The sequence below is a fragment of the Staphylococcus sp. GW821-FHT11H10 genome, from assembly GCF_058807855.1.
Genome location: NZ_JBXARC010000001.1, coordinates 244310 through 258091 on the forward strand (window position 1 = coordinate 244310; position 13782 = coordinate 258091).

At 30.7% G+C, this 13782-nt stretch carries 13 protein-coding genes; 12 read left to right on the top strand and 1 reads right to left on the bottom strand.

Going from position 1 to position 13782, the window contains the following annotated elements; all coding sequences use genetic code 11:
• Window positions 1-113 precede the first annotated feature (113 nt).
• The 5 genes from AC1RRU_RS01260 (at window position 114) to AC1RRU_RS01280 (ending at window position 4480) form a co-directional block, all read left to right on the top strand.
• Entirely contained in the window at window positions 114-1625 is a 1512-nt protein-coding gene (locus AC1RRU_RS01260; RefSeq protein WP_016931074.1) for a catalase, read from the top strand.
• Between the two features lie 92 nt (window positions 1626-1717).
• A complete protein-coding gene (gene rpmG, locus AC1RRU_RS01265) occupies window positions 1718-1867 on the top strand; it encodes a 50S ribosomal protein L33 (RefSeq protein WP_001265708.1) in 150 nt (49 codons plus the stop codon).
• 179 nt (window positions 1868-2046) lie between these two features.
• Window positions 2047-2316, top strand: coding sequence for a 30S ribosomal protein S14 (gene rpsN / locus AC1RRU_RS01270; protein ID WP_011275862.1), 270 nt, complete (start codon window positions 2047-2049; stop codon window positions 2314-2316).
• 146 nt (window positions 2317-2462) lie between these two features.
• Window positions 2463-3440, top strand: a complete 978-nt coding sequence (guaC, locus tag AC1RRU_RS01275; RefSeq protein ID WP_011275861.1) for a GMP reductase — start codon at window positions 2463-2465, stop codon at window positions 3438-3440.
• Between the two features lie 14 nt (window positions 3441-3454).
• Window positions 3455-4480, top strand: a complete 1026-nt coding sequence (locus AC1RRU_RS01280) for a CAP domain-containing protein (RefSeq protein ID WP_011275860.1) — start codon at window positions 3455-3457, stop codon at window positions 4478-4480.
• Window positions 4481-4709: 229 nt separating this feature from the next.
• Here the strand turns inward: AC1RRU_RS01280 and lexA are convergent, their stop codons facing one another.
• Window positions 4710-5333, bottom strand: coding sequence for a transcriptional repressor LexA (gene lexA, locus AC1RRU_RS01285; protein WP_011275859.1), 624 nt, complete (start codon window positions 5331-5333; stop codon window positions 4710-4712).
• A gap of 142 nt (window positions 5334-5475) precedes the next feature.
• Between lexA and sosA the strand changes: the two genes are divergently transcribed.
• The 7 genes from sosA to sbcC all read left to right on the top strand — a co-directional run bounded on the left by sosA (window position 5476) and on the right by sbcC (window position 13772).
• Entirely contained in the window at window positions 5476-5709 is a 234-nt protein-coding gene (gene sosA / locus AC1RRU_RS01290) for a DNA damage-induced cell division inhibitor SosA (RefSeq protein WP_011275858.1), read from the top strand.
• A 123-nt stretch (window positions 5710-5832) separates the two neighbouring features.
• Window positions 5833-6066: a DUF896 domain-containing protein gene (locus tag AC1RRU_RS01295; RefSeq protein ID WP_016931078.1), complete on the top strand. Its 234-nt coding sequence runs from the start codon at window positions 5833-5835 to the stop codon at window positions 6064-6066.
• Window positions 6067-6169: 103 nt separating this feature from the next.
• Complete coding sequence (gene tkt / locus AC1RRU_RS01300) at window positions 6170-8158, top strand: transketolase (protein WP_011275856.1); 1989 nt, start codon at window positions 6170-6172, stop codon at window positions 8156-8158.
• A 220-nt stretch (window positions 8159-8378) separates the two neighbouring features.
• Window positions 8379-8621: a YneF family protein gene (locus tag AC1RRU_RS01305; RefSeq protein WP_011275855.1), complete on the top strand. Its 243-nt coding sequence runs from the start codon at window positions 8379-8381 to the stop codon at window positions 8619-8621.
• 158 nt (window positions 8622-8779) lie between these two features.
• On the top strand, window positions 8780-9247 hold the full coding sequence (locus tag AC1RRU_RS01310; protein WP_011275854.1) for a CcdC family protein: 468 nt from the start codon (window positions 8780-8782) through the stop codon (window positions 9245-9247).
• Between the two features lie 360 nt (window positions 9248-9607).
• Window positions 9608-10732 (top strand): exonuclease subunit SbcD, encoded by a 1125-nt coding sequence (sbcD, locus tag AC1RRU_RS01315; protein WP_011275853.1) that lies wholly within the window; start codon window positions 9608-9610, stop codon window positions 10730-10732.
• 4 nt (window positions 10733-10736) lie between these two features.
• Window positions 10737-13772: an exonuclease subunit SbcC gene (sbcC, locus tag AC1RRU_RS01320; protein WP_016931079.1), complete on the top strand. Its 3036-nt coding sequence runs from the start codon at window positions 10737-10739 to the stop codon at window positions 13770-13772.
• Window positions 13773-13782: the final 10 nt, after the last annotated feature.

Here is a 13782-nt window from a genome sequence, read left to right on the forward strand (position 1 = left end):
ATTTTCTGAAATTTTATAGGTTATTAAAAATGTTTTAATTATAGGGGGTATGGGTTTATTATTAGTAGATTCTACATTATAATTATTATAAATAAGTGAAAGGGGAATTAACTATGGCGAAAGATGATAAAAGATTAACTGGTTTGTTTGGGCACCCAGTTTCAGATAGAGAAAACAGTATGACAGCTGGTCCTAGAGGTCCGTTGTTAATGCAAGATGCATATTTCTTAGAACAAATGTCACATTTTGATCGTGAAGTAATTCCAGAACGACGTATGCACGCGAAAGGTTCAGGTGCATTCGGTACGTTTACAGTAACAAATGATATTACGAAATATACAAATGCTAAAATCTTTTCAGAAGTAGGAAAACAAACAGAAATGTTTGCACGTTTCTCAACAGTTGCGGGTGAACGTGGCGCTGCTGATTTAGAAAGAGATATCCGAGGATTTGCACTTAAATTCTATACTGAAGACGGTAACTGGGATTTAGTAGGTAACAACACACCTGTATTCTTCTTTAGAGATCCAAAATTATTTGTGAGCTTAAACCGTGCCGTAAAAAGAGATCCACGAACAAATATGAGAAGCCCTCAAAATAACTGGGACTTCTGGACTGGCGTACCGGAAGCACTACACCAAGTTACAATTTTAATGTCAGATAGAGGTATGCCTAAAGACTTCCGTCATATGCACGGCTTCGGTTCACATACGTATTCTATGTACAATGATGAGGGTGAACGTGTTTGGGTTAAATATCATTTTAGAACACAACAAGGCATTGAAAACTATACAGATGATGAAGCGGCTGAAATTGTAGGTCAAGATAGAGAGTCATCACAACGTGACTTATACGATGCAATCGAAAATGGCGATTATCCAAAATGGAAAATGTACATTCAAGTTATGACAGAGGAACAAGCTAAAAATCATCCAGATAATCCATTTGATTTAACTAAAGTTTGGTATAAAGGTGATTACCCATTAATTGAAGTGGGTGAATTTGAGCTAAATAGAAATCCTGAGAATTATTTCATGGATGTTGAACAAGCTGCTTTTGCTCCAACAAACATTATTCCTGGTCTAGATTTCTCACCAGATAAAATGTTACAAGGACGTCTATTCTCATATGGTGATGCGCAACGTTATAGATTAGGTGTCAATCATTGGCAAATTCCTGTTAACCAACCTAAAGGTGTTGGCATTGAAAATATGTGTCCATTTAGTCGTGATGGTCAAATGAGATTCCTTGATGGAAATCAAGGTGGTGGACCTCATTATTATCCAAATAATAAAGGTGTTTACCAATCACAACCTGAATATAAAAAACCAGCATTCCCAGTAGATGGAGACGGTTATGAGTACAATCAAAGACAAGATGATGATAATTACTTTGAACAACCTGGTAAATTGTTCCGTTTACAATCTGATGATGCTAAAGAAAGAATCTTTACTAACACAGCAAATGCAATGGATGGTGTGAGTGAAGACGTTAAACATAGACATATTCGTCATTGTTATAAAGCTGATCCAGAATATGGTAAAGGTGTTGCCAAAGCATTAGAAATCGATATTAATGATGTTGATTTAGAAGGTACTAACGACGAAACTTACGAGAATTTTTAATAGTACTAAAAAATTAGATTGCGTAGAGCATTTTAATATGGTAAAATTTTAAATCGTAAGTATTCCTATTTAAATGAGAAAGGATGTTAATTATGCGCGTTAATGTAACATTAGCTTGCACAGAATGTGGCGATCGTAATTATATTACTACTAAAAATAAACGTAATAATCCTGAGCGTATTGAAATGAAAAAATATTGCCCAAGATTAAATAAATACACGCTACACCGTGAAACTAAATAATCTCTTATCTTTTAAATACGACATTAAAGATAAACTTAGAGCTTGCCGAAGTATAATAATCTTATACTTCGGTTTTTTAATTATTTAAATGAAATTAAGTCATCAGTCTTGTAAATTTAAAATCATGTGTTATTATATAAAACGTAATAATTACGATTTAAAAAACAGGAGTGAAATATATGGCAAAAAAATCTAAAATTGCTAAAGAAATGAAAAGAGAAAAATTAGTTAATCAATATTATGAATTACGTAAAGAATTAAAAGCTAAAGGAGATTATGAAGCATTACGTAAGTTGCCACGTGATTCTTCACCAACGCGTTTAACTCGAAGATGTAAAGTAACAGGACGTCCAAGAGGTGTATTAAGAAAATTTGAAATGTCTAGAATTGCTTTTAGAGAACATGCACACAAAGGACAAATACCTGGTGTCAAAAAATCAAGTTGGTAAAATGCAAATCTAGTACTTTAGTCCATTTACAAGACAATTAAAAAATTGTAAAGTATATAAGGGTGAGAAAATGAATGATTTTTATATTTAATATACTAAACGTTCGTTTTTACTTAATAAATAAGATTGTATAGGGGCTAAAAAGTATGAAAATTTTTGATTATGAAGATATTCAATTAATTCCAAATAAATGTATAGTTGAAAGTCGTTCAGAATGTGATACAACTGTCCAATTTGGACCGAAAGCATTTAAATTACCTGTTGTTCCAGCGAATATGCAAACTGTTATGAGTGAAGAATTAGCTCATTGGTTCGCAAAAAATGATTATTTTTATATTATGCATCGATTTGACGAAGCAGCTCGTATTCCATTTATTCAAAAAATGCAAAAAGACGGATTGTTTGCTTCTATTTCTGTAGGTGTTAAAGCAAATGAATTTAAGTTTATAGAAGAATTAGCTGACAAACAATTAGTTCCTGAATATATTACGATTGATATAGCTCATGGTCATTCAGATTCAGTTATTAAAATGATTAAACACATAAAAAAATATATTCCAAAAACATTTGTAATTGCTGGAAATGTTGGTACGCCAGAAGGTGTTAGAGAACTTGAAAATGCAGGTGCAGATGCAACTAAAGTTGGTATCGGACCAGGTAGAGTTTGTATCACAAAAATAAAAACTGGTTTTGGCACTGGTGGTTGGCAATTAGCAGCATTAAATATTTGTAGTAAAGCAGCGCGTAAACCTATAATCGCTGATGGTGGCTTAAGAACACATGGCGATATTGCTAAATCAATTCGATTTGGTGCAAGCATGGTAATGATAGGATCTCTATTTGCGGCTCACGAAGAATCGCCAGGTGAAACAGTTGAATTAGACGGCAAACGTTATAAAGAGTATTTTGGTAGTGCATCTGAATTCCAAAAAGGTGAACACAAGAATGTTGAAGGTAAAAAAATGTTTGTTGAACATAAAGGATCATTAAAAGATACTTTAGTTGAAATGCAACAAGACTTACAAAGCTCGATTTCATATGCAGGTGGAAAAGATTTAAAATCATTAACAACTGTCGATTATGTTATAGTGCGAAATTCAATTTTTAATGGGGACAAGGATTAAAACTTGAGTGGTAGGTGTATGTTATTAAAAAATTTCTTTTGTTTTCTTTGGTGTTATTAGTTGTAGCTTTATTCATACCATTAAAGGAAAATCAAACACTAGTAAAATTACAGAATGACGTAAGAAGTAAAGTTCAGCAAGTTATGAATCAAGATTCGAGTTTAAAAAACAATACGCTCAAAACACCTACAGAACAGGACTTTGCTATTAATAATATTCAGATGAATATGTCTAAAGACAAAGTTGAAAATCAATTGGGGAAACCTAAAAGAGTAACATCTAATGAATATGGCGCTAAATGGTATACCTATTACAATAATGATTACGATAATTTCATAATGGTTAGCTATTTAGGAAATAAAGTCAATGCTTTATATAGTAATCAAAATGTCATTACATCTAAATCTAAGGTAAAATATAACACCCCTAAAAATGTTGTTGAGGATAGACTTGGTAAACCTTTAAAGGAAATTGTTAAAGGTAGATACCGTGTTGATATAAGTAGCGATGAGTATGATGTTTTCCATGAAGATAATATTTATACAACTGTTTTTTATGATAAACATAATGACAATGGTGTTACTGCATTACTTCAAGTTAGTGATGCCATGGAAAAAAGGTTGACTCAACATTACGGTGCGCCATCTTCAACATTAGAACAAAGCTTTGAATATCAAAATTATGATTTAGTTAATTCTGAGCGTAAACAGCATGGGTTGAATACACTTAGTTACTCAAAAGATGTCTCCAATACAGCAAGAAATCATAGTGAAGACATGGTAAAACAAAATTACTTTGATCATAACAATTTAGATGGTGAATCTCCTTTTGATCGATTAAAAGATGATGACATTGATTTCAATGTGGCAGGTGAAAATTTAGCGTATGGGCAACAAAATAGTATATTTGCTCATGAGGGGTTAATGATTTCACTTGGTCATAGAAAGAATATATTGAATACAAATTTCAGTACTCTAGGCGTAGGCGTTGATTTTAATGAAAAACGACAACCATATTGGACAGAAAATTATACGGGCTAAGTGTTTTAACGAGACTTATTAAGGGTATCTTTTTGTTGATAAGGAAGTTGATATTATGACAACTAAAGATGTTAATAAACTAGATATTCTAGATAAGGTTAAAGAAATTTTGAATAAAAAAGAAAATGAAAAGCAAAAGAACTAGCGAAGTTTACATTGTAGACTTTGCTAGTTCTTTTTATATAGAAATATATAAGAGAGAGGTTAACGTAAATTTTAGAAATTAAAACTACAGTTCTCTGTATAAACCAATAACTTTACCGATAACAGTAACGTTATCAAGATAAATAGGACTCATTGTACTATTTTCAGGTTGTAATCTATAACGTGTTTTTTCTTTATAGAAGCGTTTAACTGTTGCTTCATCATCTTCAGTCATCGCAACAATGATGTCTCCATTTTCAGCAATGGTTTGGCTTCTAACTATAACTTTATCTCCATCTAAAATACCTGCCTCAATCATACTTTCACCCACAACATTTAAAATAAAAATATCACTATTGTGAGTTGATGTTAAATGTTCTGGTAAAGGGAAATATTCCTCAATATTTTCAACTGCAGTAATCGGAATTCCGGCAGTAACTTTACCAATTACAGGAACATAAATTGTTTCCTCCATATTAACTGCATCGTTAGTTTGTTCGCTAACAATTTCAATGGCTCTCGGTTTCGTAGGGTCTCGTTTAATATATCCTTTTTCTTCCAGTCTAGATAAATGACCATGAACAGTTGAACTCGACGCTAACCCTACTGCTTCACCAATTTCTCGTACGCTTGGTGGATATCCTTTAGTTTGTACTACATGTTTAATATAATCGTATATTTCACTTTGACGTTTAGTTAATTCTCTCATATATAGGCACTCCCTAATTTTATTTAACTATATTATAGCACTGATTTTAATATTGAACAAACATTTGTTCGTTTTTATGTTGACTAAGAACAGATGTTCTGTTAAAGTATTTATACAAACAAATGTTCTAGAGGTGAAAGTAATGTTTAATAAATATAAAAATAAATTATTAACTAATATAGCTGTTGTATCAATATCTTGTGTTGTTTTTATAGTATTTTTCATGAATTTATATCATAACGCTCAAATGGAACAAACGTACGAAATAACTGACCATACTATTTCTAAAAAGGCAATTATTAAAGATGATAATAAGAACGTAAATACTACAAATGGGGAACAAAATAACTACAAAGTGTTCGCATTTGTAAGATGATTATAAATTTGAGGTCTGTCAAAGCTATTTAAATGTCAATAGCTTTTGTCCAGACCTCTTTTTTGTTATATTTTATGAAGTAAAAGAGAAAATATTAATGGGAATATAGAAAGAGTGATAGTTATGTCTAATGATAATTTAAATATAGATAGAATTAATGAGCTTGCTAAAAAGAAAAAGGAACAAGGTTTAACTGAAGCTGAAGCTAAAGAGCAATCGAAATTACGTAAGAAATACCTCGAAGCATTTAGAAAAGGGTTTAAACAACAAATTGAGAGTACAAAGGTGATAGATCCTGAAGGTAATGATGTGACACCTGAAAAATTAAAAAAGATACAAGAACAAAATAAAAATTAATAAATATTAGATTATAGTTCGTTGAGTTTAAACAATTATCAATTTCAATATTTTTAAGTTATAATATACGAAAGATGATTAAAGTCGAAGGGAAGTATTAAAGATGTTTAACGAGAAAGATCAACTAGCGATTGATACGATTAGAGCTTTAAGTATTGATGCAATCGAAGAAGCTAATTCAGGTCACCCTGGATTACCTATGGGAGCTGCACCAATGGCTTATACCTTATGGACACGCCACTTAAATTTTAATCCTCAATCTAAAGACTATTTTAATAGAGACCGTTTTGTATTGTCGGCTGGACATGGCTCTGCGCTATTATACAGCTTGTTACATGTTTCAGGCAGTCTTGAATTAGAAGAGTTGAAGCAATTTAGACAATGGGGTTCTAAAACACCTGGACACCCAGAATTCAGACATACTGATGGTGTTGAAGTTACTACTGGCCCACTTGGACAAGGCTTTGCTATGTCTGTAGGTATGGCTTTAGCTGAAGACCATTTAGCAGGTAAATTTAATAAAGATGATTTCAATATTGTTGACCATTATACTTATGTGCTAGCTTCTGATGGTGATTTAATGGAAGGTATTTCTCATGAAGCTGCTTCATTTGCTGGCCATAACCAATTAGATAAGCTAATTGTTTTATATGATTCAAACGATATTTCATTAGATGGCGAATTAAATAAAGCCTTCTCTGAAGATGTTAAGAAACGATTTGAAAGTTACGGTTGGAATCACATATTAGTAAAAGATGGTAATGATTTAGACGCTATCGATAAAGCAATAACTAAAGCCAAATCTCAAAATGGTCCAACCATGATTGAAGTTAAAACAATTATCGGTTATGGTGCTCCAAACGTGAGTGGTACTAATGGTGTTCATGGTGCACCACTAGGTTCAGATGAGAGAAAATTAACTTTTGAGGCATATGGTTTAGACCCTGAAAAACGTTTCAATGTGCCAGAAGAAGTATATGAAATTTTCCAAACAACTATGTTAAAACGTGCAAATGAGCATGAAGATGCATGGAAAGCATTACTAGAAAATTATTCTAAACAATATCCAGAATTAGCAGATGAATTTAAATTAGCTATTAGTGGTAAACTACCTAAAAACTATAGAGATGAATTACCACGCTTTGATAGCGATCATAATGCAGCAACACGTGCTGATTCAGGTGAAGTAATTCAAGCATTAAGTAAATCAGTTCCGTCATTCTTTGGTGGTTCTGCTGACTTAGCTGGTTCTAACAAATCTAACGTTAAAGAAGCGACTGATTATGATAGAAATACACCTGAAGGTAAAAATATATGGTTTGGTGTACGTGAGTTCGCAATGGGTGCAGCTGTAAATGGTATGGCAGCACATGGTGGATTACACCCTTATGGTGCAACATTCTTTGTATTTAGTGACTACTTAAAACCAGCGTTGCGTTTATCAGCTATCATGGGATTAAATTCAACATTCATCTTCACACATGATTCAATCGCTGTAGGTGAAGATGGACCTACTCATGAGCCTATTGAACAATTAGCGGGCTTAAGATCAATACCAAATATGAATGTCATTCGTCCAGCTGATGGAAATGAAACAAGAGTAGCATGGGAAGTAGCTCTTGAATCAGAACAAACACCAACTTCTTTAGTATTAACTCGTCAAAATCTACCATATTTAGATGTAGATGAAGAGACAGTTGAACAAGGTGTTCGTAAAGGTGCTTATGTTGTTTTCGAAACTGAAACTAAACCTGAGTATCTATTACTTGCTACTGGTTCAGAAGTTAGCTTAGCAATTGAAGCAGCTAAAGATTTAGATAAACAAGGTAAAGGTGTACGTGTAGTATCAATGCCTAACTGGTTTGCTTTTGAACAACAACCAGAAGAATATAAAGAGTCTGTAATTCCTAAAGAAATTACTAAACGTGTTGCAATTGAAATGGCATCACCATTAGGTTGGCACAAATATGTAGGCACTGAAGGTAAAGTGATAGGTATTGACCAATTTGGTGCAAGTGCCCCTGGCGACTTAGTCGTAGAAAAATATGGTTTCACTAAAGAAAATGTATTAAATCAAATTCGCACATTTTAATATTAGATAAGAAATTAGAGAACTGAGAAGGCTTTCATTGGAAAGTCTTCTTTAATTTGAATGAGCAATACAAAATAATTTTTAAGTTAACTAAAAATAAGTATTACATTTGTTTAAGTATTTGTTATGATAACAAATGGATGCAGAATTACTAACTAGCTCTTGAAAATAGAATAGTAATTTAGTAAAATTCAGTAGGATATAGAAAGTGGGTGAAACAATGGCAACATGGTTAGCAATTTTATTAATCATTGTAGCGCTTATCGGTGGACTAGTTGGTGGTTTCTTTTTAGCACGTAAATATATGATGGATTATTTGAAAAAAAACCCACCTATTAATGAAGAAATGTTACGTATGATGATGATGCAAATGGGTCAAAAACCATCGCAAAAGAAAATCAATCAAATGATGACAATGATGAATAAAAACATGGATCAAAACATGAAAAGTTCAAAAAAATAATTTTTAAATGGATTGTAGTACCTTTAAGGTTTACAATCCTTTATTTTTGTAGTAAAACAACTTTAGTGTTATTTAAAAAGAAAAATATTTAAAAATCTAAATAAATTACAATGAGTAATAAAGAGTAAGGGTTTATGAATATATAAGAAGGTGTAACGTTGGCGTATTTAATTTTTTCTGTTGTATTTGCTTTATTTATGGGTATAGTAGTAATTTTTATTCGAATGAAAGCTCAAAACTTTCCTGTTAATGAAAAGAAAATTATATTACCTCCATTTTTCATGGCTACAGGCGCATTGATGTATGTGATTCCGTACTTTAGATTGACTGGTACTGAAATTTTAGAGTCAATTATTCTAGGTGTCTTATTCTCATCTGTTCTTATATGGACAAGTCACTTTGAGGTACACGGTACTGAAATTTATATGAAGCGCTCAAAAGCATTTCCAATCATTTTAATTTCTTTATTAATTATACGTACTGTAATTAAAATATTTATCAGTAGTAAAATTGATCCAGGTGAAATTGGCGGCATGTTCTTCTTACTTGCGTTTAGCATGATTGTTCCTTGGAGATTAGCTATGTTATATAAATATAAAAAGTTGAAAAGAGCAACTGTCAAATAATTGAATAATGATTAAAAAATGATGTATTTTAAATTACTTTGAAAATTTTAGTATAGCCTGGGACATAAATCAATATCTCAGGCTATAATTACATATTGGAAGTAGTTGACTGAATTAAAAATACACCTGTAACTAACTTTTTTAATTCTAGTCAACCTTGCGGGGTTGAGCGGGGCCCAACAAAGAGAATTTCAAATTAGAAATTCTACAAGTGATGCAAGTTGGGGTTATTAATAGCTGCTTAATAACATAGGTGGGACAATGAATTTAAATTAATCATTGTTCCATCTTTTTTAGTTTGAACAATAGTGTGATTCAAGATATAATATACACGAACAAATGTTCTAAAGGGAGGCCATTATGAAGGTTATTCACACTGCTGATTGGCATTTAGGTAAGATTTTAAATGGTAAGCAATTTTTAGAAGATCAACATTATATATTGAACAAACTTATTGATAATTTGAAGGAAGAGAAACCAGATGTTCTGGTTATTTCGGGTGATATATATGATACGTCTTATCCTAGTAAGGAGACCATTAGACTTTTTGAAGAAACGATTAAAATTATAAATGTAAATATGAAAATTCCTACAATTATAACCAATGGGAATCATGATGGTAGAGAAAGATTAAATTATGGGTCAACATGGTTTGAGTTTTCACAATTATATATTAGAACGCAACTAGAATTAATGTCTACACCTATAACTATTAATAATATTAACTTTTACACACTTCCTTTTGCCACTATTAGTGAAATTAAGGCTTACTTCGATGATGATGATATCAAGACATATGAGCAAGCAACTCAAAAGTGTATTAACCACATTTCGAAGATTATAGACCCGAATCAAATTAATATTTTAATTGGCCATTTAACTATAAAAGGTGGTAAAACATCAGAATCTGAAAGGCCACTTACAATTGGAACAGTTGAAAGTGTAGAAAGCGCTAACTTCAATATTTTTGACAAAGTACTATTAGGACATCTTCATCATCCATTTAGTATTACAGATAATATTGTTGATTATAGTGGTTCGTTATTACAATACTCATTTTCTGAAGTGAACCAGGCCAAAGGATACAAAAAATTAATGATTAATTCAAAAGGTGACATAAATACTAAGTTTGTACAATTAAAACCTTTAAGAGAGTTAGAGGAAATTGAAGGTGACTACTCGGCTGTTATACAAGGCGACGTTCCTGTGAAAAATAAAGATAATTATTTTCACTTCAAACTTAAAAATATGTCTCATGTTACCGACCCTATCATCCACCTTAAACAGATATACCCAAATACACTTTCGCTTAGTAATATCACTTTTGAAAATCATAATAAATCAACGTACGCAGATTTTAAAACTACAGATGACCCTACAATAATTAAAAATTTCTACAAAACAATTACGGATGAAGATTTAACAAACTATCAAGAGAAGAAAATACATCAATTATTAAATCAAGTTATCAATAGGGAGGACTAAATAATTGAGACCAACTAAATTAATACTTAATAATTTTGGACCTTTCATACATGAAGTTATTGATTTTGAACAAATAAATAAAGAACAGTTATTTTTAATAAGTGGAAAAACTGGTTCGGGAAAAACTATGTTATTTGATGGCATTGTTTATGCGCTATTTGGTAAGGCTTCTACAGAAGGTAGAAATGAGGGGGAATTACGAAGTCATTTTGCAGATGGTAAATCCCCAATGAGTGTAGAATATGAATTTAAAATTAACGATAAAAAATTTAAAATATCTAGACAGGCTGGATTTATTAAAGAGGGGAATACTTCCTTAACACCTGGTAAACTTGATGTTTTTGAATTTGATGAAGAAAGTCAGCTTTACGAACTACGAGAGAGTAAAATCAGCTCTGGTAATGGTTTTATCAAAGATTTGTTAGGTATCAACGCTGAACAATTTAGACAATTATTCATATTACCTCAAGGAGAATTTAAGAAATTTTTAGTATCTAATAGTTCCGATAAACAAAGTATTTTAAGAACATTATTCAATAGTATCCGTTTTGAAGAGATGCAAAATTTATTGTTAAATCAAGTTAAAGACGAGAAGAAACAAATAGAATCACGTTATAGTCGGATTCAAATACTTTGGGAAGATATTGAAACATTTGAGAATGATGAATTAATTCAATTTAAATCTTTGAATAGTATGCAAACCAAAGACATTATTAAAGCAATACCTCAGTTTGAACTAGTAGGTCAACACTTAAATGAAGAATATGAACAATTAAAATCTGAACACAATGATGCGCTTGAAGCTATAAAAAGAAAAATTGAAGAAAACAATAAATTAATAGAATCACTTAAAGAACTCGATCGAAATAAAGATAAGAAAGTGCAACTAGAAAAAAACAAAGATAGTATTGAAAAATTAAAAGCTGAATTACGTAAAATTATTGAAATTAAACCCTTGAGTCAATTGTATAATCAAAGAAACACAAAAGAACAAAAATATGAAAATACTAAGGTTAAGCTAAATTCTATTCTTGAAGAGTTAAATGAACTTAATGTTAAATTAGAGAAATTTAAGAAAGAAAAAGAAATTTTAAATGAACAATTAGAAGATATTAACATTAAGTCTGAATATATTGATAAAACTAAACAGTTTTATTCAAACATAAATAAGTATCGTGAAGCTTTTAACGAAATTAAACAAAATGAAACATACTTAAAAGAGAATAATCAAAAGCAAGAAGAAAATAAGAATTTAATTGATAAATTAAATAATGATATAGCTAAAATAGATGTTAATAACGAGAATATTGACGAAATAACACAGGAGATATTCCAATTAACAAACACTTTTGATAAAAAAGTGACTTTGAGAGAAAACAAGAAAAAATACCAATCTTTAAGTCAAAAATACAACGAAACAGAGAATAGTATTAAAAAGACTAAAGAACAAATTTCAGATTTAAAACTTCAATTAGAAAATATAGACAAGTCAAATATAGATTTAAATGATAAACAAACATTTATTCAAGAAATTCAAAATGCACTTCATGTTGGAGATACATGTCCTATATGTGGTAATGAAATTGAGTCTCTCAATGAACATATTAAGTTTGATGAAATTGCTAAGAATCAAAATTTAATAAAAGAGGTCAATAATCAGTTAAATAAAAAAATAAATGAGTTAACTAAACTTGAAACCACTTCTGATTATATTAGTAATCAAATGAGTGAGTTAGAAATAAATGATGATGAAATTAGTGATATCAACGAAATAGAACAACAATTAAGAACTAAAAATAAGGAAAAAGAAAAACTACAAATTCAAATTAAGCAACGTGAAAAGTTAAAAAGTGCACTAGATAAGCATAAAGATATTAAACATAGCTTACAAATTAAGCATGAAAAACTTTTATCATTGAAGCATCAATTTGAAACACTAATAAATGAATTTAAAAGCTACACTAATTATGATGAAACTAATAAATTTGAACAGTGCTTTAAGCAATATGAACAAATAGTAACTGATTATGTATCTAAGAGCGAAGTATTAGAGAAAGAAATAAATCAAACAAAACAACAAATTGAAATCGAAACAAATAATTTAAACAATAATAAATTAGCTATTAAAGAACTTGAACAAGAAATTAGTGGTCATAGCGATGAAATTAATCAAGAAATGAAGCGAATTGGACTAAATTCATACAAGGATGTTGAAATTTTATTATCTAAATTAGAAAACAAAGAGCAAATTGAAATGAAAATTCAGCAATATGAGCATGATCATCAAAAACTTACTTTAGAGATTGAACGACTATCTAAACTTACAAAAGATAATAAGTCTGAATCAGTTGAAAAATTGGAAGCTACAAAAACTGAAATTGAATCCAACTATAATAAGTACGTTGAAGCGAGTGCTACAATTCAATATCAAGTACAGAAAAATAAAGACAAATTTAATAGTATAATGGATCATATAAATTATTTAGAGAAAGAATTAAAAGAACAACAAGAAATCTTTGAATTATCAGAGGTACTATCAGGAAAAAATAGTAAAAAATTGACGCTTGAAAACTATGTGCTTATTTATTACTTAGAACGAATCATCCATCAAGCAAATATTCGTTTGGAACGCATGAGTGGGGAAAGATATCAGCTAAAAAGAAGAGAATCTATATCTCATGGTTATAGTGGTTTAGAAATTGAAGTGTTTGATTTTCATTCAAATAAATCTAGACATATTAGTTCATTATCAGGTGGTGAAACGTTCCAAGCATCTCTAGCTTTAGCGCTAGGATTGAGTGAAGTAGTTCAACAAGAATCTGGAGGTATTACCCTTGAGTCAATGTTTATAGATGAAGGCTTTGGTACGTTAGATCAAGAAACATTAGAAACTGCTTTAGATACTTTGGTGAAATTAAAAACTTCAGGCAGGATGGTTGGTATCATATCTCACGTTAGTGAACTTAAACAACGCATTCCATTAATACTTGAGGTAACATCGAATCAATATCAAAGTCATACTCGATTTAAGTGGAATTAAAAAAGACCGT